Here is a 21,580-nt window from a genome sequence, read left to right on the forward strand (position 1 = left end):
CTTCAGGATATATGTTCATCTGACGCCAGTATCGCTTGTGACTGACGCCCATCGGGAGATTTTTTGTCGCGTTCCGTTACACCGTTTAAAAATCGCTAAACCTTGTAAGCTAATTCCTGTCCTGCGTCAACGCAGTTGGCATCACAGAGCGAATTTTCCTCTTTATCCGGTCGTAAGCGCTGCTTCCCTGACCAGTCTGGGAGTAATGAAGATCACCAGTTCCTTTTTCTTCCGCTCATCCGTTTGATGACGAAAAAGATTTCCCACCACCGGTAACTGACCCAGCCAGGGGACGCGATTTTCGTTTTGCGCCCGCTGCTGCTGAAAAATTCCCCCCAGAGCCAGGGTTTCACCATCACGCAGCGTGACCTGGGTGTCGATTTCCTGCTTATCAATACTTAAGGTTTGATGCTCACCCGTGTTGATACTGCGGCCCGGCATGTTCTGGCTCAGGCGAAGTTTTAACTGAATACGGCCATTGCCCAGTACCACCGGCGTCACCTCCATACCCAGGACCGCCTCCTTAAATTCGATGGCAGTCGCTCCGCTGTTACCGGATTTCACCTCATAAGGAATTTCCGTTCCCTGTTTAATGGTGGCGGTTTGCTGATGCGAGGTAAAAAGCCGTGGGCTGGCGATGATTTCAATCTGGCTTTCCTGCTCCAGCGCACTCAGTTCAAGATTGAGCAACTCACCTCCCACCTGTCCCAGTGTCACCCCCATGCGAAAGGCGGGATTGCTTACCGCCAGCGGAATCGCCAACTGCGGATTACGCAGGGCTTGCGTGACCTCTTCCGCCGGTGAGATCCCCCAATTTACCCCCAGCTCGCGCAAATGCTCCTCGCTGATGGTCACGATATGGGCTGATAACTCGACCTGCTCCAGTGGCAGGTCCAGCGCTTTGAGCCAGCTTACGGTGTTCTGCAACGCCTCGGGCGTGTCGCGCAGCAACAAACTGTTGGTGCGGCTGTCCACGGTGACACTGCCGCGCGAGGTCATTAGCGAGCGCTCGGTTTGCAAGCTACGTGCAGCATCACTGGCATTGGCGTAATAAAAAGTGACCGTCTGCTGTGTCAATGCGATGTGTTGCTGTTGTTCCTCACGTTCCGCCTGGATTTTTTGCGCCTGCCACTGCTGCCAGCTTTCCGGATAAACCAGCAGCACGTCTTCTTCCTGTACCACACTCAGTCGCGCCAGTCGGGCAACCAGCGCCAGAGCACGTTGCCAGTCGACATTTTCCAGTCGTAGGGAGAGCCGCCCTTCAACCCCCGGAGCAATCAGCAAATTAGTTTGCTGATAATCCGCCAGCGCCTGAAAAATGTTTTCAACTGGGGCATCGTCAAAAACCAGACTCAATCTCTGTTCACTGGCGTGCAATGGCGCGTTCAGACACAGCACCACCAGCATCCATAGCGTCTTCCGTGACATAGAAACCTCCTTTTATACGAAACTGTATTTGCTGTGGTGAACAACTCTGTTCAGCCAGCAATAGTAATGAGCGTGCCGTGAGGTGTTGCACACGCCAGGGCGTTTGGGGCAACTGCATCTGTTGCTCCAATCTGACATTTTTACCCTGTGGTGAGCGCAGCCAGGCAACATAGTGATCAGGGATACCGACGATGCCTTGCAACCGCCACCCTTGCGGTGGGTCTATCGTGGACTGGCAGAATACAGGTGCCATCGGTTGGAAAGGGTCCCGCGCCAGTACCGCTGGACTGCCCAACAGGAAACACAGCAGCACGCTAACCCTCATCGCGGCTCTCCAGCCAAAGTTGCGTCATCAGTGTTCCCTGATCTGCCTGAAGTTGAAAACGTTCCGGCACGGGCAACGCCGTATGCGCCAGTTCAGCAAACAGCGGCGTAAATTGCTGCCAGTTCAGTTTGAGGACAATATGCTGCGGCTGGTTTTCCGGCTGCCAGGCTTCCAGTTGCGTTCCCCTTGCCGCCAGTAGAGTTTCAAGTAATTGGGGTGGACTGAAGGTGGCAGGTTGTTGCAGCTCACTGATCTCAACCAGCAACTCAGCAACGGTCGGATGCAACGCAAGTTGTTGCAAGCGCTGCTGCTCAAGTTGTGCCTGCTGTACCAATTGGCGCTCTTGCCCGGCACGCGTCTGTTGTTGCGGTAATAGCACCACCAACCACCCCAGCGCCAAAACCAGCAGTGGCAACGCCAACAGCAAGGCGGCACGCCACGGTAGCGCCAGATGCATCAGGCGCTGAAGCCCTTCATTCACCTTTCACCTCCACCACCTGTGCGCGTAAGGTAAAACGGTAATGGCCATCTGGCTGACGCTGCACGTTCCCCTGACGAATCACCGGGAACAGTGGCACTTTCGCCAGCAGGCGGCGAAAATCGCCAATCGCCGCCATGCTCGACGCCAGCCCTTCCAGCACCAGTTGCCCTTGCCTGCGCTCCATGCGGCTCAGCCACAACGTTTCCGGCATCAGTTCGGGTAATTGCTGCCAGAACTGCTGCCAGGCCAAATGCTGCAATTGCCGCGTCTGTTGCTGGCGTTGCGTTTGTATTAAAGCATCACGTTGCAGCCGCAACCGCTGTTGATCACTTAGCTGTTGATCAAGCTCGCCAAGTCGTTGTGCGAGTTGTTGTTGCTCAGCCTGGTGCTGCTGACTGACGAGATATCCGCGCCAGCCACACAGCAGTAAAATCAGCAGGCTGATACCAAAACCACTCGCCAGGAACATCAGGCTCTGTTGACGCTGACGCCGCCACTGTTGGAGACGCCAGGGAAGTAGATTAACCGTCAGCATCAGGCATCCTCCGGGCGTAATGCCAGACCGAGTGCGAGAGTGTAATCCCCTTCGTTGTCCGGGAGGGGTAACTGCAAATAATGCAGCAGCGAAAAGGGTTGAACCGCGGTGAATCCCGTCATGGGTGTGGTACTTCACGCGGATTCCATCTCTGGAAATGTCGCTTGCAAATACGCCAGAGATAGGGGTTCCGTACTCGCCCCCGAAGTAGCCGTAGAGCCTGCCAGATACCACAGCCAGTGGTCAGTTAATGGGTGAATCAATAATTGCTGATGACGCAAAGGTAAACGCCATGCCACCTGTGCCAGTGCGAGGTTGTTTAATTCGAACACATCAGGTTGCAAACCGGCCTGCTGCAATGGTTCGAGCCATTGCGTGATCACTTCACGCCGTGCCGCAGTGATGCATAACTGGGTTGATGCGGAAGATGCACGATAATCCAGAGCCAACGATGCCGGTTCTACCGGGAATAAGCGCTGCGCCGATGCCTGAACATAACGATTTAGCGCCGGTTCACGTAGCGTGACGTCAGGTAGCGGCAACGAGCGTTGCAGAACCAGCTGTGGCGGCAAGCCAACGCGCAATGAATATCGACCTGGCAACTGACATCGCCACTGCTTCAGCGCCGCCAATAACGCGGGGGATGACTGGAGCACGCCATTTTTCAACGTATCTTCAGGCAGCGTCCGCTGTTGCCAGGACCTGAGCTGCCAACCCAGGCGGCGGCGCTGGATCGCCACCGCACAAAATTTCCCATTCTGAATATCCAGGCCAATTTGCCAGCGCTGAAAAGCCATGCGCGCGATCTCCTTATCGTTAGAGGTAAATAGCCGAAATATCTCGTGTCCTCGGAGGGGCGCTGCTGCCTAAACTCTCAGGTTAGCCGTCAGGGGCCAGTGCGCCTGTCTCAAAAGTCGTCCCCTGGAGGACTTGAAGTATGCCGGGTATATCAAAGCGTCAGGCTTGCCTTTATACTACCGCGCGATTGTTTATAAACTGCCCAAACGACAACAGATGGGAAATCTCAGGTGAAGTTCGTAAAGTATTTATTAATCCTTGCAGTGTGTTGCATCTTGCTGGGAGCCGGCTCGATTTATGGTTTGTACAAATACATAGAGCCGCAGTTGCCCGACGTGAACACATTAAAAGATGTGCGCCTGCAAACCCCGATGCAGGTTTACAGTGCGGATGGCGAGCTTATCGCCCAGTACGGTGAAAAACGCCGTGTGCCGCTCACCCTGCAACAAATGCCGCCTGAGCTGATCAAAGCGTTCATTGCCACCGAAGATAGCCGTTTCTACGAGCATCATGGCGTTGATCCAGTGGGTATTTTCCGTGCTGCCAGCATTGCGCTGGTGTCCGGCCATGCCTCTCAGGGTGCCAGTACCATTACCCAGCAGCTCGCACGTAACTTCTTCCTCAGTCCGGAACGCACACTGATGCGTAAGATTAAGGAAGCGTTTCTGGCGATTCGCATCGAACAGCTGCTGAGCAAAGATGAAATTCTGGAGCTGTACCTCAATAAAATTTACCTCGGTTACCGCGCCTACGGCGTCGGTGCTGCCGCTCAGGTTTATTTTGGCAAGTCAGTCGATCAACTGTCGCTGAGTGAGATGGCGATGATTGCCGGTCTGCCGAAAGCGCCCTCCACTTTCAACCCGCTTTACTCGCACCAACGTGCGCTGGCGCGTCGTAACGTGGTGCTGTCGCGTATGCTGGATCAGAAATACATCACCCAGCAGCAGTATGACGACGCCCGTAACACCCCGCTGGCGGCCAGCTATCACGGCCCGGAAATCGCCTTTGCTGCACCTTATCTGAGTGAGATGGTGCGTCAGGAAATGGTGAAACGTTACGGTGACAGTGCCTACGAAGATGGTTACAAGGTCTACACCACCGTGACGCGTCGTTTACAGGAAGCGGCACAGCAGGCGGTACGCAATAACGTGATGGCGTATGACATGCGCCACGGTTATCGCGGCCCCACCAACGTGTTGTGGAAAGTGGGTGAAGCCAGTTGGGATAAAACCCGCATTCAGAATGCCCTGAAAGACCTGCCGCTGTATGGCCCACTTAACCCGGCGGTTGTCACCAACGTCAGCAATGATGAAGCCACTGCGATGCTGAAAGATGGCAGCAGCGTGTCACTGACGATGGCAGGTGTGCGCTGGGCGCGTGCTTACAAATCCGACATGCTGCAAGGCCCTACGCCGCGTAGCGTGTCGCAGGTGTTGCAAACGGGTCAGCAGATTTGGGTGCGCAAAGTCGACAACGACTGGTGGCTGGGTCAGGTACCTGTGGTGAACTCCGCACTGGTGTCGCTCAATCCTGAAGACGGTGCGGTTCGCGCGCTGGTGGGTGGTTTTGACTTTAATCAGAGCATGTTTAACCGCGCTACCCAGGCACTGCGTCAGGTCGGTTCCAACATTAAACCGTTCCTGTACACCGCAGCGATGGACCGTGGTCTGACACTGGCGTCAATTCTCAACGATGTCCCAATTTCTCGCTGGGATGCGGGTGCCGGCACCGACTGGCGACCGAAAAACTCGCCGCCAACCTATGACGGACCGATTCGTTTGCGCCAGGGCTTAGGCCAGTCGAAAAACGTGGTAATGGTGCGTGCCATGCGTGCGATGGGCGTTGATTACGCTGCACAGTATCTGCAACGTTTCGGCTTCCCGGCGCAGAATATTATGCATACCGAATCGCTGGCGCTGGGTGCAGCTTCGTTCACTCCAATGCAGGTGGTGCGCGGCTACTCAGTGATGGCAAACGGTGGTTTCCTGATTGATCCCTATTTCATCACCAAAATTGTGAATGAACAGGGGACCACGGTGTTTGAAGCCAAACCGAAGATCGCCTGCCCGCAGTGCAATCTGCCTGTGATTTATGGCGACACGCAGAAATCCCTCGCCCTGAACGAAGAAAGCGTTGAAAACGTTGCGGTGTCTAATCAGGCGCAAAACCAGACCGTGCCGCAGCCTGAGCTGGAGCAAGTACCCGCTCAGCCGCAACCGGCAGGCGACCAGCAGTATGCGCCGCATGTGATCAACACACCGCTGTCGTTCCTGATTAAAAGCGCCCTGAACACCAACATCTTTGGTGAACCGGGTTGGATGGGAACGGGCTGGCGCGCCAGTCGTGACCTGAAACGTAACGACATCGGTGGTAAAACCGGTACAACCAACAGCTCGAAAGACGCCTGGTTCTCCGGTTATGGTCCAGGTGTGGTGACCTCGGTCTGGATCGGCTTTGATGATTCACGCGCGCTGGGCCGCACCACCGTTTCCGGTGCTATCCCGGACCAGATTTCTGGCTATGAAGGTGGCGCGAAGAGTGCGCAACCGGCGTGGGATGCGTATATGAAAATCGCGCTGGATGGTGTGCCGGATCAACCGCTCACACCACCTGATGGCGTGGTGACAGTGACCATTGATCGCAGCACCGGCAAGTTAGCCAATGGCGGCGGTAATTCGCGTCAGGAGTATTTCATCAACGGCACCCAGCCGACGGAATACTCGGTGCATGACGTGGGCACCACCATCATGGACAACGGACAAAGTCACGAATTGTTCTGATCGAAAAAGCCGGCACAGATTGCCGGCTTTTTTATGGTCATCGAATAAAACTGGCGCGATAAATCGCGCCGCTACAGATGACACCTTCATCAATAAGTCAAACGCCCCTGCTTCACCAGCCACTCGCGCACCATAAACAGCGCGCTGACATTACGGGCTTCGCGAAAATCAGGCTCATCAAGCAACGCCAGCAGATTATTCAGCGGCCAGCGACGCACAATCAACGGCTCAGGTTCATCCCCTTCCAACTTTTCTTCATACAAGCCTTCCGCCACCACAATGTTCATTTTGCTGGAGAAATAAGAGGGCGCCATGGTCAGTTTGCCAAGCGTTTCCAGTTTAGCGGCACCGAACCCCGCTTCTTCTTTTAACTCGCGATCCGCCGCTTCAAACGCGTTTTCACCGGGATCAATCAACCCTTTGGGGAATCCCAACTCATAGCTTTCCAGTCCAACGGCATATTCCTGAATCAGGATTACGTCATCGCCAAGAATCGGCACAATCATCACCGCCTCGCGTTCGGACGGTTTCATCCGTTCATACACCCGCCGCGCGCCATTACTGAAAGCGAGATCGACAGCTTCAATGGTAAATAACCGGGAGCGAGCCACCGTCTCGACGTTGAGGATGTCAGGTTTTTTCTGTGGAGTTTTCATATCAACCTCAAACTTTACACAACCTTGTGATGCGATAATGCCAGCATCGGCACAGCATACCGAAGCCCAAACAATTGTGCGACTAACAGCGCAGGTAAACTATGCTGTCATATATTTGCTAACGGGTACTAACAACATATTGTTATTTCTGCATTAAAATTCTCACAATAAGTCAATGACAGCAGGGGAAATTCAGAAAATACCGATATTTAATTGAGTGGAGTCCCGATAACATTCCAGTAAGGAATAATCTAATAATTTATAATTCAATGATTTTGCGCGTTATTTTATCTGACATTTCACTTGTCAGAATGACATCAGCTCGCCAAAATTGACCTGTATTGATCATTCATCGGGAGCGGATCGTTAACGTGAAGGCAGTTTTTTGGCTGAACTGAGCAGAGCATGAGCACAATTATCATTATTTTGGCCATTGTGATGGCTTGCTCCATGCTCGCGGGCATAGGTTATTGGTACGCTATGCGGCATCGTCCGCCGTTGGCGAAACCTCTGCCGTTCATTAATCCGCCCTACCGAAAACTCACCGATGAAGAACGCGCTGCCGTTGAAAAGTATATTGCTGCCCTGACAAAACAGCGTCAGCAGCCCGCAGCCCGGCCAGGTAAAAAGCAGCAGGAACCGGAAGGCCTGACGCTGACCGCGCAAAGTAATAACGTCTACCCCGTCACCCGCGCTATCACCCGTTATGGTTTATCCACCGATGATCCACAAAAGTGGCGCTACTATCTGGATGCCGTCGAAGTTCATCTGCCACCGCTGTGGGAACAGTACATTGCCGATGAAAACTATGTTGAACTAATCCGCACTCAGACCATGCCACTGGTCATTTCACTCAATGGCCATTCCCTGGTGAATTACGTGGTCGAGCAACCCGCCCTGCCTCCGCTGGTGCGAACCATGTCGACCAACGCTTCGATTCGCAAAGAAGAGAGTGAAAACGTCGAGTTACTTCGCGTACGGAAAGAGACATCGGAAGAGTACCAACTGTCACGCCCCGATGGCACCCGCGAAGCCGCCACCATCTGTTTCGCCTTTTTGTTGTTCTTCCTCAGTCTGATATTACCCGGCAGCATGATGATCTGGATGGTTCTGCTGGGTAGCGCGTTGATCGCCGTCAGCCTGTGGTTCCTGTACCGTTTCCCTGGCGAAAATGGCCTGCGCGAGGTGCACTGCCTGCGCGGCGCACCGAAACGCTGGGGTTTGTTTGGTGAGTCAAATCAGGAACAGAGCAACATCTCGCTGGGCATTATCGATTTGATCTACCCGTCACACTGGCAGCCCTATGTAGCGCATGATTTAGGCCAGGTCACGGATGTCGATATTTACCTGAACCGTCAGGTGGTACGCCAGGGACGCTTTCTGTCGTTACAGGATGAAGTTCGTAACTTCCCGGTACAGCGCTGGCGCAAGAATCTGGTACTGGCCTGTGGTTCGCTACTGGTGTTGGTGATGTTGGTAAGCTGGATACCTCTCAGCATGCCGATCAAACTCAGCCTTGCCTGGGTCAAAGGCACCGAAAGCCTGGAAGTGAATAGCGTCGATAAACTCAATGCGATGCCACTGCATATTGGTGACAGCCTGAAGGTCAGCGGCACCGGCATGTGTTCTGTACCCGGCAACTATCAAAGCAATCGCAGCTACGCGTTTATGCCGTTCGACTGCTCCGCTATTTACTGGAACAACGCCACACCGCTGCCACAACCGCAGTCCGATATTATCGATAAAGCAGCCGCACTGCTCGACACCACCACACGTCAGCTGCATCCCGAAACCAATACCGATCCGAAACTCAATCCGCAGCTCGCCTCAGCCATTCAGAAATCGGGGATGATTTTGCTGGATGATTTCTCCGACCTGGTGTTAAAAACCCAGGACCTGTGCAGCCAGCAGCAGGATTGCGTGCGCCTGAAAAACGCGCTGGTCAATCTGGGTAATGCGAAAGATTGGGATACATTGATTCATCGTGCGGATTCCGGTCGCCTGAATGGCATGAACGTGTTGCTGCGCCCGGTTAGCGCTGAGGCGTTGGAAAACCTGGTTAACACCGCTACCTCCACCTTCTTCTCGCGTGAAACACGCCGCGCAGCGGAAAACCTTAACAGCCCGCCACCGGGTGGTTTTCTGATCATCAGCGATGAAGGTCGTCAGTTGGTCAATCAGCCACAGCCATCCGTTCCCTTGTTTGATCTGGATGCCCCCTCGCAATGGCGCGAGCTGCAACATATGTCCGGCATGCTGCTGCACACCCCCTTCACCGCCAGCGGCATCATTACCAGCATCACCACCGATGCCAATGGCACCCGTCATATCGCGCTGCATAATGAACCGGATGCCCTGGCGCAGTGGCGCTATCTCGGCACCGCCTTGTTGATGGTGGTCCTGGCCGGTTGCGCATTGATTAATGGGCTGCTGGCGATGCGTCGCGTCCATCGCAATCGCCTGCGGATGGCCGAGATTCAGCAATACTACGACAAATGTTTTAACCACAATCTCAGTACTATGCAGAGCGTGCGCTCACTGTTCTGAGCCTTTCCCTTCTGTGCTACCCTGTCGCCCTGTTTTCAGGGCGGGGAAAAAACATGCAAGTTACGCTTAACTGGACCGGTATCGATACCGTGCTGCTGGATATGGACGGCACCTTGCTCGATCTCGCTTTTGATCGCCACTTCTGGCTGGAACATGTCCCGGAAACCCTGAGCCGCCAGCGCGCCATCACGCTGACCGAAGCGCATCAACTGATTCGGGAAAAATATCACGCCGTTGCGCATACGCTAAACTGGTACTGTCTGGATTATTGGTCGCAGGAACTGGCATTGGATATCCGCGCCATGACCTTCGCACAGCGCGATCGCGCCGCTTTGCGCGAGGATACGCTGCCGTTTTTGCAGGCTCTGCGTGCGGCAGGAAAACGTACCATCCTGCTGACCAATGCCCATCCTTACAATCTGGACGTCAAACTGGCGCAGACCGGATTGGCTGCCCACCTTGATTTATTACTTTCTACCCATACCTTTGGGTATCCGAAAGAGGACCAGCGTCTCTGGCAAGCGGTACAGCAGCAAACCGGCTTCAATAATGCGCGCACGCTGTTTATTGACGACAGCGAACCGATTCTGGATGCCGCAACGCGTTGGGGCATCGGTTGGTGTTTAGGCGTCAGCAATCCGGACTCAGGCCAGCCGGATCAATCTTTCAGCCGTCATCCGGCAGTGCGAGATTATCGGGAGCTACTGGAGACGCTGCGTTAAATCAGGAGCCGCAATGAAAGAAAAAATCAGCGAAGGCGTGCGCCTCGACAAATGGCTGTGGGCGGCGCGCTTTTACAAAACCCGTGCCATCGCACGCGAGATGATTGAAGGCGGTAAGGTGCATTACAACGGCCAGCGCAGTAAACCCAGTAAGCTGGTGGAGCTGGATGCAGAGCTGACGCTACGTCAGGGCAATGATGAGCGCACCGTCATTATCACCGCCATCAGCGATCAGCGTCGCCCGGCCACTGAAGCCCAGGCGCTGTATGCTGAAACGGCTGTCAGCATTGAGAAACGGGAAAAGCTGGCGCTGGCACGCAAGATGAACGCGCTCAGTATGCCGCACCCGGATCGCCGCCCGGATAAGAAGGAGCGCCGCGATCTGATGAAATTTAAATTGTCGGGCGATGAATAAGTCGCGCCCCAACGAGAGAAAACCTATGTCTGTTCAAGATCAACTGCATCGTTATCTGTTTGAAAATGTGGCCGTGCGCGGCGAGCTGGTGAATGTCTCCCAAACCTGGCGCGACATCGTGGAAAACCACGACTACGCTGAGCCGGTGAAAAACCTGATGGGCGAACTGCTGGTGGCCACCAGCCTGCTGACCGCAACGCTGAAATTCGAGGGTGATATTACCGTGCAGTTGCAGGGCGATGGCCCATTGTCGCTGGCAGTGATCAACGGTAACAACCGTCAGGAGCTGCGCGGCGTGGCTCGCGTGAAGGAAGAGATCGCCCCTGGCAGCAGCCTGAAGCAGATGGTTGGCAATGGTTATCTGGTGATCACCATCTCCCCGGAGAAAGGTGAGCGTTATCAGGGCGTCGTCGGTCTGGAAGCCGATACGCTGGCCGGTTGCCTGGAAGATTACTTTATGCGTTCTGAGCAGTTGCCGACTCGCCTGTTTATTCGTACCAATGAAAAAGGTGCCGCCGGTATCCTGTTGCAGGTACTGCCTGCCCAGGAACCGCATCTCGACGACTTCAACCATCTGGCAACCCTGACCGAAACCGTGAAAAGTGAAGAGTTGATTGAGATGTCTGCGACTGACGTTCTGTGGCGTCTCTACCACCAGGAAGAAGCGACGGTGTTCGATCCGACCACGGTCAGTTTCAAATGCACCTGCTCACGCGAACGCTGCGGCGAAGTATTGAAAACGCTGCCAATTGAAGAGGTCGATGAGATCCTCGAAGAAGACGGTGAGATCGACATGCACTGCGACTATTGCGGCGCACATTACGTTTACGATGCGGTCGATATCGCAGCCATACGCAATACGCCGACGGGCAGCAGCGATCAACTGCATTAAGGGTTATCCGGGCGGCCAGCCGCCCTTTTACATCCCCTTCATTTTCAAAGAAATTACCTTCTTTTCCCTAACTTTAGTTTCATAAGTGGCATATTTATCCGCTTAACACGCCCTGAGTCGCATTTCTGACTGACAAGCCTTTTCCGGCCCGCCAACTCGGGTACACTGCGCGCGATCATCCTCGGCCCCTGACCGGGCCGACCTGCAGGATCATCTTTCATAATTACAAATAGAACAGACCCCGATGAGGAGCATTCACATGCGCGTTAACGGCCTGACATCGCACGATCTTGCCGCTTTGGGCATCAATGGCACTACGGAAGTGGTGTACAACCCTGATTTCGATACTCTGTTTCAGGAGGAAACGCGCCCCGAACTGGAAGGTTTTGCGCGGGGCATCCTGACGCAAAGCGGGGCTATCGCTGTCGATACCGGTATTTTCACCGGTCGATCCCCCAAAGATAAATACATCGTGCGTGATGACACCACGCGCGACACGTTGTGGTGGAACGACACCGGCGAAGGCAAGAATGACAACCAGCCACTCTCAACAGAAACCTGGCAGGCGCTGAAGCAGTGCGTAACTGAACAGTTATCGGGCAAGCGTCTGTTTGTGGTTGATGCATTCTGTGGTGCCAATCCGGATACGCGCCTCAGCGTGCGCTTCGTGATGGAAGTGGCGTGGCAGGCGCACTTTGTCAAAAACATGTTTATCCGCCCGAGCGACGCAGAGCTGGCACAGTTCACGCCCGACTTCGTGGTGATGAACGCCGCTCAATGCACTAACCCGAACTGGCAGGCTCAGGGGTTGCATTCAGAAAACTTTGTCGCCTTTAACCTGACCGAACGCATGCAGTTGATTGGCGGTACCTGGTACGGCGGTGAGATGAAGAAGGGCCTGTTTGCCATCATGAACTATCTGCTGCCGCTGAAAGGCATTGCCTCGATGCACTGCTCAGCCAACGTGGGCAAATCCGGCGATGTGGCGGTATTCTTCGGCCTTTCTGGCACAGGAAAAACCACGCTGTCGACCGATCCGGATCGTCAACTGATCGGTGATGATGAACACGGCTGGGATGATGACGGCGTCTTCAACTTTGAAGGGGGCTGCTACGCGAAAACCATCAACCTGTCGGCCCAGGCCGAGCCGGAGATCTACAACGCGATTCGCCGTGATGCGTTGCTGGAAAACGTGGTGGTACGCGGTGATGGCAGTGTCGATTATGCCGACGCCAGCAAAACCGAAAACACCCGCGTCTCCTATCCGATTGAGCATATTGAAAACATCGTGCGTCCGGTTTCCAAAGCGGGCCATGCGAAGCGGGTGATTTTCCTCACCGCCGATGCCTTCGGGGTGCTGCCGCCAGTCTCGCGTTTAACACCAGAACAGACGCAGTACCATTTCCTGTCAGGCTTTACCGCCAAACTGGCCGGTACGGAACGCGGCGTCACTCAGCCGACCCCCACCTTTTCTGCCTGTTTTGGTGCCGCATTTCTCACCCTGCATCCAACGCAGTACGCCGAGGTGCTGGTAAAACGTATGGAAGCAGCAGGCGCACAAGCGTATCTGGTGAATACGGGCTGGAACGGCAGTGGCAAACGTATTTCGCTGAAGGAGACGCGCGCCATCATCAATGCGATTCTGGCGGGTGAACTGGATGATGTGGAGACGCAGACGCTGCCGATCTTTAATCTGCAAATCCCCACCACCCTGGCCCAGGTGAGCGACGAGATTCTGGATCCTCGCGCCAGCTGGTCCAGCCCGAACGCATGGCAGGAAGCGGCACAGGATCTGGCACAGCGTTTTATCAACAACTTCGGAAAATACACAGACAACGCTGCCGGGGCCACGTTGGTGCAGGCGGGTCCACAACTGCCGTAAAACGTACTCGTAGCGACGCGATTTATCGCGCACGTTGACAGTAAAGGTCAAAGGCGCGCGATGAATCGCGCCGCTGCGTCAGACGTTATGGTTGCTGTTGACCAGCGCGGTTCCGGTTCCCGGTACGGGCAGCCAGGCGCGGATGCGCAGGCCCCCGCGCTCGCTGACACCAATCTCCAGCGAGCCGTCATGCGCATCAATAATACGTTGCACAATCGCCAACCCAAGACCGGTGCCGCTGGTGCTTCGGGCACTGTCGCCGCGAACAAAAGGCTGGAACAGATGCTGCAACTGTTCCGGCTTAATCCCCGGACCGTCATCTTCGACCTGGAACCAGGCGCGATTCAGCTCCTGACCGCTGCTGACTTTAATCCAACCATTGCCGTAGCGTGCCGCATTCACTACCAGATTCGCCACTGCCCGTTTAATCGACAGCGGATTGATATCCAGTATCAACTCCTCTGGCATCACCGCGTTCTCAATCTCGCGCTCGTAGCCACTTTCCGCTGCAACCACTTCACCCAGCACGCTATTCAGATCGGCGCGCTCAGTCTGCATTTCCTGGCCGGTACGCAGATAGTCGATAAACTGCTCGATAATCGCATTGCACTCCTCGATATCTTTGTTGATCGACTCCGCCAGATAGCCATCTTCCTCGCTCATCATCTCGGTGGCGAGACGAATACGCGTCAACGGGGTGCGCAGATCGTGACTGACACCCGCCATCAGTAAGGTGCGGTCATCGGCTAATTGCTTCACACCCGCGGCCATCTGGTTAAAGGCCCGTGTCACCGAACGCACTTCGGATGCGCCATACTCACGCAATGGAGGGGGAATAATTCCTTTACCCACCTGCAAAGCGGCATGTTCAAGGTCAACCAGCGGTCGGTTCTGAATCCGGATAAACAGCCAGGCTCCACCTATCGCCAGGAGCATAATCGCCAGCGTGTAGCGGAACAGCGGTGAAAAATCGCCCTGGTGAATTTCGGTCAACGGCACGCGAACCCAGATATCGGGAGACAACCAGGTTTTCAGCCACACCACCGGGGAGTTTTTATTTACCTCAACCCGCACATCAGTTGGCCCGCCAAGCTGCTGCGCCATCTGCTCACTGAGAAACTCGTAATGCTGTGCCCAGCGCAACCCACTCTCTTCCGCGGCCGCATTGGTATACAGCGAAATGCCCAGTTCACGATAGATTTCACGCCGGAAGGCCGGTGGCACCTCCAGCTGGGTACCATCCTCCAGTTGCAGGCGGTCCGTCATCAGCATACGAACTTCATAAGCGAGGACTTTGTTGAACTGCTGCAAACTGGGAAGAATGGCGAAATTGAGCACCACCAGATAGGTCGTTACCAGGCTGACGAACAGCAAGGTAACGATCAATAACAGGGTGCGGGCAAACGAACTGCGAGGTGAGAAGCGCAATCGCCTCATGCTTTACTGCCGTCCGGAACGAAGACGTAGCCAAGACCCCAAACGGTCTGAATGTAACGCGGATGTGCCGGATCTTCTTCTACCATGCGGCGCAGACGGGAAATCTGCACGTCGATAGAACGTTCCATCGCGCTGTATTCACGACCACGCGCCAGGTTCATCAGCTTATCGCGGGACAGCGGTTCACGCGGATGGCTAACCAACGCTTTAAGCACAGCGAATTCCCCACTGGTGAGCGGCATCGGCTCATCTTCACGGAACATTTCACGCGTACCAAGGTTCAGTTTGAATTTACCAAACGCAATCACCGCTTCTTCCTGAGACGGTGCGCCCGGCAATTCATTGGCCTGACGACGCAGCACGGCACGGATACGCGCCAGCAGCTCACGCGGGTTGAAAGGTTTCGGAATATAGTCGTCAGCGCCGATTTCCAGCCCAACGATACGGTCCACTTCTTCCCCTTTCGCCGTAACCATAATGATCGGCATCGGGTTGCTTTGGCTACGCAGGCGGCGGCAAATTGACAGGCCATCTTCGCCCGGCAGCATCAGGTCAAGGACCATCAGATGGAAAGATTCGCGGGTTAACAGACGATCCATTTGCTCGGCGTTGGCAACGCTGCGCACCTGAAAGCCCTGTTCGGTGAGATAGCGTTCGAGCAACGCGCGCAAACGCATATCATCATCGACGACCAGAATTTTGTAGTTCTCTTGCATGTTCAACTCCCAAAGGCGCCATTGCCTGAGCCAATATTGTTAAAAAAAGATGCCTTACAGTGACAGTCATTAATGGTTTATATTCTAGCCGAAATTGTTACAAAGCATATTAAACAGCAGCTTATCTTTAATTTCACCGCATAATTGTGGCGCATTTCGCGCTTTTTGCTCGGCTGATCAATATGTTTAAGGGATCTCTGAAAAATCAGCGCATTTTATGATTGTTGCTGGCTCTGCCTTCCTGACGGCCTTTTTTGTACACATTCCTGTTGAGAATAGGCCATCGAACCCTGCCGGGGGGATAAAATGTGGCGTTTGTTTATTACGCCGCCCTTACGCTCTCGGATGAATCCCACCCCGAATATGAAATAAAGACCATCATTAAATAAAGCAATAAAAATCAATCATTAACATCCACTTTCTTCTCCCGACACAATCTCCGACACTGCCCTCATGGCGGGTGAAATTGCGTTCATGTGGAGAGAAAGAAGATGAAAAAAATCGCCGTTCTGCTGGGCATATTGATCCTGACGGGCTTCACCCAGGCTAAGGCCGCAACTGCCATCGGTGAAGCCGCCGGTATGCAGGCATCCACAAACGCAAAAGGCACCTCAGAAGCGATCGGGGTTGGTGCCCTTGCCGCATTATTGGGTGTTGCCTTAGCCTCCGCAGGCGGCGGAGGTCATGGCACCAACACCTCGACTTCGACCACCACAACCACGATGCCCGCTAAGTAATGAAATCAGGCGCGGCAGGAACGCGGCGCCTTCCTTGTTGTTTACCAGCCCTTTCGCCACCGGAGAATAAGTGTCACCCCCGGCTTTCTTACAAAAGCTATTATTCTCCGCCTCTTTTTTCTTCCGCGTCTCGCAGATACTCGATACGGTTCACAAACCACAACTTTTGGCCTTCCGGCGTATTCACCGTCACTTCGTCATCGACTTCTTTCTTGATCAAGGCGCGCGCCATTGGCGAATCAATCGAGATGTAATCCTTTACCTCACCATAAATTTCATCCGGGCCGACAATACGAAAGCGTTTTACTTCGCCCTGCTCATTCTCCACCTCGACCCAGGCGCCAAAAAACACCTTCCCCTCCTGTTGCGGGGCGTAATCGACGATCTTCAGTTCTGCCAAACATTTGCGCAGATAGCGCACGCGGCGGTCGATTTGCCGCAGCAGACGTTTGTTATAGGTGTAATCGGCATTTTCCGAGCGATCGCCCAGGCTAGCGGCCCAGGAGACAATTTTGGTGATTTCCGGACGCTTTTCATTCCACAAATGATCGTGCTCAGCACGCAGTTTGTTATAGCCCTCGCGGGTAATCAGTTGGGTTTTCATAGCGTCAACTCGTGATACAGGTCTGATTTAGCATAGTGGAGGCTAACAATATGCGACCAGCCGAACATCAGCAAGGTAAGCGCGATGTTCTGCGCGCCGCATTCAGAAAATGACGGATTCACCTGCCGCCGTCTGGCAATTTTCAGCCTCAGCCCGTATAACTGTCCCCTGTTTCTTAACCCCGTGTAAGCAAGACAGTAACTGATGATGAAAGATTCGCTGAGCCAGATTATCGCAAGTGAGCTGAAGGCGCGTGACGAACAGGTTGACGCCGCCATCCGCTTGCTTGACGAAGGGAATACCGTGCCGTTTATCGCGCGCTATCGTAAGGAAGTCACCGGCGGACTGGATGATACCCAGTTGCGTCAGCTGGAGAGCCGTCTTGGCTATCTGCGTGAGCTGGAAGAGCGCCGCCAGTCGATTCTGAAATCTATCGACGAACAGGGCAAACTCACCGCCGACCTCGCCAGCGCCATTAATGGCACCCTCAGCAAAACTGAGCTGGAAGACCTTTACCTGCCGTATAAACCGAAGCGTCGCACCCGTGGACAGGCAGCCATTGAGGCCGGTCTGGAACCGCTGGCCGACACGCTGTGGCAAGACCCGTCGCACGATCCTGAGCAACTGGCTGCCGGCTATGTCGATGCCGACAAAGGTGTCGCCGATGTGCGCGCCGCGCTGGATGGCGCACGCTATATCCTGATGGAACGTTTCGCCGAAGACGCCACGCTGCTGGCGAAAGTGCGTGATTATCTGTGGAAAAACGCCCACCTGGTTTCACGCGTGGTTGAAGGCAAAGAGGAAGAAGGTGCGAAGTTCCGCGACTACTTCGATCATCACGAAGCACTCAGCACCGTGCCTTCACACCGTGCGCTGGCGATGTTCCGTGGCCGCAATGAAGGTGTGCTGCAACTGTCGCTGAATGCCGACCCGCAATTTGACGAAGCACCGCGCGAAAGCCACGGTGAAACGCTGATTGCCAGCCACCTGAATCTGCGTCTGAATAACGCCCCGGCAGACAGCTGGCGTAAAGCGGTAGTGAGCTGGACGTGGCGTATCAAGGTATTGCTGCATCTGGAAACTGAACTGATGGGCACCGTGCGCGAACGCGCCGAAGATGAAGCCATCAACGTCTTTGCCCGTAACCTGCACGACCTGCTGATGGCGGCACCGGCAGGCATGCGTTCCACGATGGGCCTCGATCCCGGCCTGCGTACCGGTGTGAAAGTGGCGGTGGTCGATGCCACCGGCAAACTGGTCGCGACCGATACCATCTATCCGCATACCGGACAGACCGCCAAAGCGGCGACCGCTGTCGCAGCGCTGTGCGCCAAACATCAGGTTGAGCTGGTGGCGATTGGCAACGGCACCGCATCGCGTGAGACTGAACGTTTCTTCCTTGATGTGCAGAAACAATATCCGCAGATCAAAGCGCAGAAAGTGATTGTCAGCGAAGCCGGTGCTTCGGTCTATTCCGCCTCAGAACTGGCCGCGCTGGAATTCCCGGACCTCGACGTCTCGCTGCGTGGTGCGGTTTCCATCGCTCGCCGTTTGCAGGACCCGCTGGCTGAGCTGGTGAAGATCGATCCCAAATCTATCGGTGTCGGCCAGTACCAACATGACGTCAGCCAGAGCCAACTGGCGAAGAAACTGGATGCGGTGGTGGAAGACTGCGTGAACGCCGTGGGGGTTGATCTCAACACCGCCTCGGTGGCGCTGCTGACCCGTGTGGCCGGTTTAACCCGCATGATGGCGCAGAACATTGTCAGCTGGCGTGACGAGAATGGCCGCTTCCAGAACCGTCAGCAGTTGCTGAAAGTCAGCCGTCTCGGCCCGAAAGCCTTTGAACAATGCGCAGGCTTCCTGCGTATCAATCACGGTGACAACCCGCTGGATGCCTCCACCGTCCACCCGGAGGCTTATCCGGTAGTTGAGCGCATTCTGGCAGCCACCGAGCAGGCGCTCGGTGAACTGATGGGTAATCCGGGTAGCTTGCGGAATCTCAGCGCGCGTGATTTCACCGATGAGCGCTTCGGTCTGCCTACCGTCACCGACATTATCAAAGAACTGGAAAAACCAGGCCGCGACCCACGTCCTGAGTTCAAAACCGCGCAGTTTGCAGAAGGCGTGGAGACACTCAATGACCTGTTACCCGGCATGGTGCTGGAAGGTGCTGTCACCAACGTCACCAACTTTGGCGCTTTTGTCGATATTGGCGTGCATCAGGATGGCCTGGTTCATATTTCATCGCTGTCGGATAAGTTTGTCGAAGATCCGCACCAGGTCGTCAAAGCCGGTGATATCGTCAAAGTTAAAGTGATGGAAGTTGACCTGCAACGTAAGCGTATTGCCCTTACCATGCGTCTGGACGAGCAGCCGGGCGAGAACAATGCGCGCGGTGGTGGCAACCGCAGTGCCGATAAAGAGTCGGCACGCCCGACACAGGCGAATAAGGGCCGGGCCAAACCGGCCAGTCAGCCTGCCGGTAACAGCGCAATGGGCGATGCACTGGCTGCCGCCTTCGGCAAAAAACGCTAACCCCTGCGTTAAAAAGCGCGGTGGCCGCCAGGCCATCGCGTACATCAGGTTGATAAATCGTCCCATCCAGCTACGCTGAAAAAATCCGTGTGAAAAAATGACCCTCCGCGTGGCACAGCGATCTGATGGATATTATCAACGCCTTACTTGATGAGATTTATGCAGGCACTTTCCCTGTGGCGGCTCGTGAGCGTCTGCTTTCCCACATACGTGCGGCACGGGATACGGTCAAAATCCCACGGAAACCGCGCTGGGATGAGAAAGATGTGGTGCTGATTACCTACGCCGACCAATTGCGTGAACCAGATGTCCCTACCCTTGCCACCTTCTCGCGTTTTTATCAGCAACATTTGCAAGACACATTTTCTCTGGTCCATCTGCTGCCGTTCTTTCCTTATTCATCGGATGATGGTTTTTCGGTTATCGACTATCACCAGGTCAACCCGATTTGCGGCGACTGGCAGCATGTCGCGGCGCTACACACCCATACCCGGCTGATGTTCGATTTTGTTTGCAACCATATGTCAGCGCACAGCAGTTGGTTTCGCCATTTTCTGGCGCAGGACCCCGGCTGGGATGACTTTTTTATCAGCATGCCACCCGCCACCGATCTCAGTGCCGTGACCCGGCCTCGCACCTCGCCGCTGCTGACGCCATTCGAAATGGCGGATGGCGCAACGCGCTATATCTGGACCACCTTCAGCGCTGATCAGATTGACCTCAACTTCGCCAACCCGGAAGTCCTCATCCGTATGGTCAACGTGTTGCTCGATTATCTGAAGAAAGGCGCCGACTACGTGCGCCTCGATGCGGTGGGTTATATGTGGAAAACGCCTGGCACCAACTGTATCCACCTGCCCAAGACTCATCAGCTGGTGAAATTATTTCGCGCGATTGCCAACGTGGTCGCGCCGGGTACGGTGATCGTCACAGAAACCAATGTGCCGCACAAAGACAATATCAGTTACTTTGGCAACGGCCACGACGAAGCGCAGATGGTATATCAATTTTCCCTGCCGCCGTTGGTGCTGCATGCCATTCATTCCAGCTCCGGCCGCGCGCTGCGTCAGTGGGCCAGCACGCTGGACACCGGTAGCGGTGATACCACCTTTTTTAACTTTCTCGCCTCACATGATGGCATTGGCCTCAATCCCGCGCGCGGTATTTTATCGGAAGTAGAAATTGTGGCGTTGGTGCGTGACCTGGCGCTGGAAGGGGCGCTGGTTTCTTACAAAAACAATCCGGATGGCACCACCAGCCCGTATGAAATTAACGTTACCTATCTGGATGCGCTAAATCGTCAGGACGACGATGACAACACGCGACTACGCCGTTTCCTGCTGGCACATGCCATCCTGTTGGCCTTTCCCGGCGTGCCTGCCATCTATATTCAAAGCATCCTCGGTTCACGTAACGACAACGAAGGCGTGCATGTCGCCGGGCACAACCGTGCCATCAATCGCGAGAAGTTCAGTGTGCGTGATATGGAACAGTTGCTGAGCGGCGGCAATGCGCTTCGTCAGCAGGTGTTTGAACGCCTGAGCGCGCTGATTCAACTGCGCACACGTCAACCTGCGTTCCATCCCGACAATCCGATGACATTATTCGACAGCGATAACGCGTTGTTGGTCCTGCGTCGTCACCAGCCCGATAACCAGGAAGCGGTTCTTTGCGTATTTAATCTTAGCGGTCGCGAGATTGAGACGATGTTGCCGCAGGCTCGGCAATTTCACGATTTAATCAATGGTGGGAATATTGATGGCAACCAGTCGGTGCGACTGGCTGCCTGGCAATTTATGTGGCTGAAGGGTTAATTATTTATACACATCCGCGACGGCACTGAACTTGCCATGTTCACGGCCCGCAATCACCAGAAAATATTTTCCGCCCTTCTCATCCGCCAGTTTTGACAACTCTTTTTTGGCATCCATCGGCGAGGTGGTTTCTGCCGTGGTGGTCACCGTACCGATTTTCTCCAGATTCATTTTCTGCACTTCTTCTTTAGTCACCTCTTTGGCTGCCAGTGCCGAAAAGGAAATCGCGCCCATCACCATCGCCGCCACAACCGTGTTGATAACTTTCATGTA

General features: G+C 54.7%; 18 protein-coding genes and 1 pseudogene. 9 read left to right on the forward strand and 10 right to left on the reverse strand.

From position 1 onward, the window contains the following. Positions 1-162: 162 nt before the first annotated feature. The 5 genes and pseudogenes from hofQ to pilM form a co-directional block, all read right to left on the reverse strand. A complete protein-coding gene (hofQ, locus tag AC6I8T_RS19245) occupies positions 163-1,428 on the reverse strand; it encodes a DNA uptake porin HofQ (RefSeq protein WP_208724307.1) in 1,266 nt (421 codons plus the stop codon). Next, complete coding sequence (locus AC6I8T_RS19250) at positions 1,364-1,753, reverse strand: HofP DNA utilization family protein (RefSeq protein WP_208724308.1); 390 nt, start codon at positions 1,751-1,753, stop codon at positions 1,364-1,366. Before AC6I8T_RS19250 ends, hofQ begins: the two co-directional genes overlap by 65 nt. Next, positions 1,743-2,234, reverse strand: a complete 492-nt coding sequence (locus AC6I8T_RS19255) for a HofO family protein (protein WP_208724309.1) — start codon at positions 2,232-2,234, stop codon at positions 1,743-1,745. Before AC6I8T_RS19255 ends, AC6I8T_RS19250 begins: the two co-directional genes overlap by 11 nt. Continuing rightward, entirely contained in the window at positions 2,227-2,769 is a 543-nt protein-coding gene (locus tag AC6I8T_RS19260; protein WP_208724310.1) for a PilN domain-containing protein, read from the reverse strand. The genes AC6I8T_RS19255 and AC6I8T_RS19260 overlap by 8 nt, the downstream gene beginning before the upstream one ends. Further along, positions 2,769-3,566, reverse strand: a pseudogene (gene pilM / locus AC6I8T_RS19265) (type IV pilus biogenesis protein PilM). Before pilM ends, AC6I8T_RS19260 begins: the two are co-directional and overlap by 1 nt. 231 nt (positions 3,567-3,797) lie before the next feature. Here pilM and mrcA point away from each other — a divergent pair. Next, positions 3,798-6,347, forward strand: a complete 2,550-nt coding sequence (gene mrcA, locus AC6I8T_RS19270) for a peptidoglycan glycosyltransferase/peptidoglycan DD-transpeptidase MrcA (RefSeq protein ID WP_208724312.1) — start codon at positions 3,798-3,800, stop codon at positions 6,345-6,347. 89 nt (positions 6,348-6,436) lie between these two features. Here mrcA and nudE read toward each other — a convergent pair whose 3' ends face one another. Next, positions 6,437-7,003: an ADP compounds hydrolase NudE gene (gene nudE, locus AC6I8T_RS19275; RefSeq protein ID WP_208724313.1), complete on the reverse strand. Its 567-nt coding sequence runs from the start codon at positions 7,001-7,003 to the stop codon at positions 6,437-6,439. Between the two features lie 405 nt (positions 7,004-7,408). On the opposite strand from nudE, the gene AC6I8T_RS19280 reads away from it, so the two are divergent. The 5 genes from AC6I8T_RS19280 (at position 7,409) to pckA (ending at position 13,461) form a co-directional block, all read left to right on the forward strand. After that, positions 7,409-9,550: an intracellular growth attenuator family protein gene (locus tag AC6I8T_RS19280; RefSeq protein ID WP_208724314.1), complete on the forward strand. Its 2,142-nt coding sequence runs from the start codon at positions 7,409-7,411 to the stop codon at positions 9,548-9,550. A 53-nt stretch (positions 9,551-9,603) separates the two neighbouring features. Further along, positions 9,604-10,272, forward strand: coding sequence for a GMP/IMP nucleotidase (gene yrfG / locus AC6I8T_RS19285; protein WP_208724315.1), 669 nt, complete (start codon positions 9,604-9,606; stop codon positions 10,270-10,272). Positions 10,273-10,285: 13 nt separating this feature from the next. Next, positions 10,286-10,687, forward strand: coding sequence for a ribosome-associated heat shock protein Hsp15 (hslR, locus tag AC6I8T_RS19290; RefSeq protein ID WP_021184851.1), 402 nt, complete (start codon positions 10,286-10,288; stop codon positions 10,685-10,687). A 25-nt stretch (positions 10,688-10,712) separates the two neighbouring features. Next, a complete protein-coding gene (gene hslO / locus AC6I8T_RS19295) occupies positions 10,713-11,579 on the forward strand; it encodes an Hsp33 family molecular chaperone HslO (protein ID WP_208724316.1) in 867 nt (288 codons plus the stop codon). Between the two features lie 259 nt (positions 11,580-11,838). Further along, positions 11,839-13,461 (forward strand): phosphoenolpyruvate carboxykinase (ATP), encoded by a 1,623-nt coding sequence (gene pckA / locus AC6I8T_RS19300; RefSeq protein ID WP_208724317.1) that lies wholly within the window; start codon positions 11,839-11,841, stop codon positions 13,459-13,461. A 78-nt stretch (positions 13,462-13,539) separates the two neighbouring features. Here the strand turns inward: pckA and envZ are convergent, their stop codons facing one another. Further along, positions 13,540-14,898: a two-component system sensor histidine kinase EnvZ gene (envZ, locus tag AC6I8T_RS19305; RefSeq protein WP_036626728.1), complete on the reverse strand. Its 1,359-nt coding sequence runs from the start codon at positions 14,896-14,898 to the stop codon at positions 13,540-13,542. Further along, entirely contained in the window at positions 14,895-15,614 is a 720-nt protein-coding gene (ompR, locus tag AC6I8T_RS19310; RefSeq protein ID WP_001157751.1) for an osmolarity response regulator transcription factor OmpR, read from the reverse strand. Before ompR ends, envZ begins: the two co-directional genes overlap by 4 nt. Before the next feature lie 491 nt (positions 15,615-16,105). On the opposite strand from ompR, the gene yjbE reads away from it, so the two are divergent. After that, positions 16,106-16,351 carry an exopolysaccharide production protein YjbE gene (yjbE, locus tag AC6I8T_RS19315; RefSeq protein ID WP_497834242.1) on the forward strand — a complete coding sequence of 82 codons (246 nt, stop codon included), beginning with the start codon at positions 16,106-16,108 and terminating at the stop codon, positions 16,349-16,351. A 100-nt stretch (positions 16,352-16,451) separates the two neighbouring features. On the opposite strand, the gene greB is transcribed toward yjbE, so the two are convergent. Next, positions 16,452-16,955, reverse strand: a complete 504-nt coding sequence (greB, locus tag AC6I8T_RS19320; RefSeq protein ID WP_208724318.1) for a transcription elongation factor GreB — start codon at positions 16,953-16,955, stop codon at positions 16,452-16,454. Between the two features lie 207 nt (positions 16,956-17,162). Here greB and AC6I8T_RS19325 point away from each other — a divergent pair, with 207 nt between their 5' ends. Continuing rightward, on the forward strand, positions 17,163-19,493 hold the full coding sequence (locus tag AC6I8T_RS19325; protein WP_497834314.1) for a Tex family protein: 2,331 nt from the start codon (positions 17,163-17,165) through the stop codon (positions 19,491-19,493). Positions 19,494-19,618: 125 nt separating this feature from the next. Continuing rightward, on the forward strand, positions 19,619-21,307 hold the full coding sequence (locus tag AC6I8T_RS19330) for a sugar phosphorylase (RefSeq protein ID WP_208724319.1): 1,689 nt from the start codon (positions 19,619-19,621) through the stop codon (positions 21,305-21,307). On the opposite strand, the gene AC6I8T_RS19335 is transcribed toward AC6I8T_RS19330, so the two are convergent. Then, positions 21,308-21,577 (reverse strand): YdgH/BhsA/McbA family protein, encoded by a 270-nt coding sequence (locus AC6I8T_RS19335; protein WP_021184860.1) that lies wholly within the window; start codon positions 21,575-21,577, stop codon positions 21,308-21,310. Between the last annotated feature and the right edge of the window lie 3 nt (positions 21,578-21,580).

The sequence above is a fragment of the Pantoea sp. X-Soil-OKNW-556 genome (assembly GCF_059730695.1).

Excerpts from the sequence above, each read along its gene's own strand:
- hofQ (WP_208724307.1), bottom strand. The coding sequence starts at position 1,428 with ATGTCACGGAAGACGCTATGGATGCTGGTGGTGCTGTGTCTGAACGCG.
- AC6I8T_RS19250 (WP_208724308.1), bottom strand. The coding sequence starts at position 1,753 with ATGAGGGTTAGCGTGCTGCTGTGTTTCCTGTTGGGCAGTCCAGCGGTA.
- AC6I8T_RS19260 (WP_208724310.1), bottom strand. The coding sequence starts at position 2,769 with ATGCTGACGGTTAATCTACTTCCCTGGCGTCTCCAACAGTGGCGGCGT.
- nudE (WP_208724313.1), bottom strand. The coding sequence starts at position 7,003 with ATGAAAACTCCACAGAAAAAACCTGACATCCTCAACGTCGAGACGGTG.
- AC6I8T_RS19280 (WP_208724314.1), top strand. The coding sequence starts at position 7,409 with ATGAGCACAATTATCATTATTTTGGCCATTGTGATGGCTTGCTCCATG.
- yrfG (WP_208724315.1), top strand. The coding sequence starts at position 9,604 with ATGCAAGTTACGCTTAACTGGACCGGTATCGATACCGTGCTGCTGGAT.
- hslR (WP_021184851.1), top strand. The coding sequence starts at position 10,286 with ATGAAAGAAAAAATCAGCGAAGGCGTGCGCCTCGACAAATGGCTGTGG.
- hslO (WP_208724316.1), top strand. The coding sequence starts at position 10,713 with ATGTCTGTTCAAGATCAACTGCATCGTTATCTGTTTGAAAATGTGGCC.
- pckA (WP_208724317.1), top strand. The coding sequence starts at position 11,839 with ATGCGCGTTAACGGCCTGACATCGCACGATCTTGCCGCTTTGGGCATC.
- envZ (WP_036626728.1), bottom strand. The coding sequence starts at position 14,898 with ATGAGGCGATTGCGCTTCTCACCTCGCAGTTCGTTTGCCCGCACCCTG.
- ompR (WP_001157751.1), bottom strand. The coding sequence starts at position 15,614 with ATGCAAGAGAACTACAAAATTCTGGTCGTCGATGATGATATGCGTTTG.
- yjbE (WP_497834242.1), top strand. The coding sequence starts at position 16,106 with ATGAAAAAAATCGCCGTTCTGCTGGGCATATTGATCCTGACGGGCTTC.
- greB (WP_208724318.1), bottom strand. The coding sequence starts at position 16,955 with ATGAAAACCCAACTGATTACCCGCGAGGGCTATAACAAACTGCGTGCT.
- AC6I8T_RS19325 (WP_497834314.1), top strand. The coding sequence starts at position 17,163 with ATGAAAGATTCGCTGAGCCAGATTATCGCAAGTGAGCTGAAGGCGCGT.
- AC6I8T_RS19330 (WP_208724319.1), top strand. The coding sequence starts at position 19,619 with ATGGATATTATCAACGCCTTACTTGATGAGATTTATGCAGGCACTTTC.
- AC6I8T_RS19335 (WP_021184860.1), bottom strand. The coding sequence starts at position 21,577 with ATGAAAGTTATCAACACGGTTGTGGCGGCGATGGTGATGGGCGCGATT.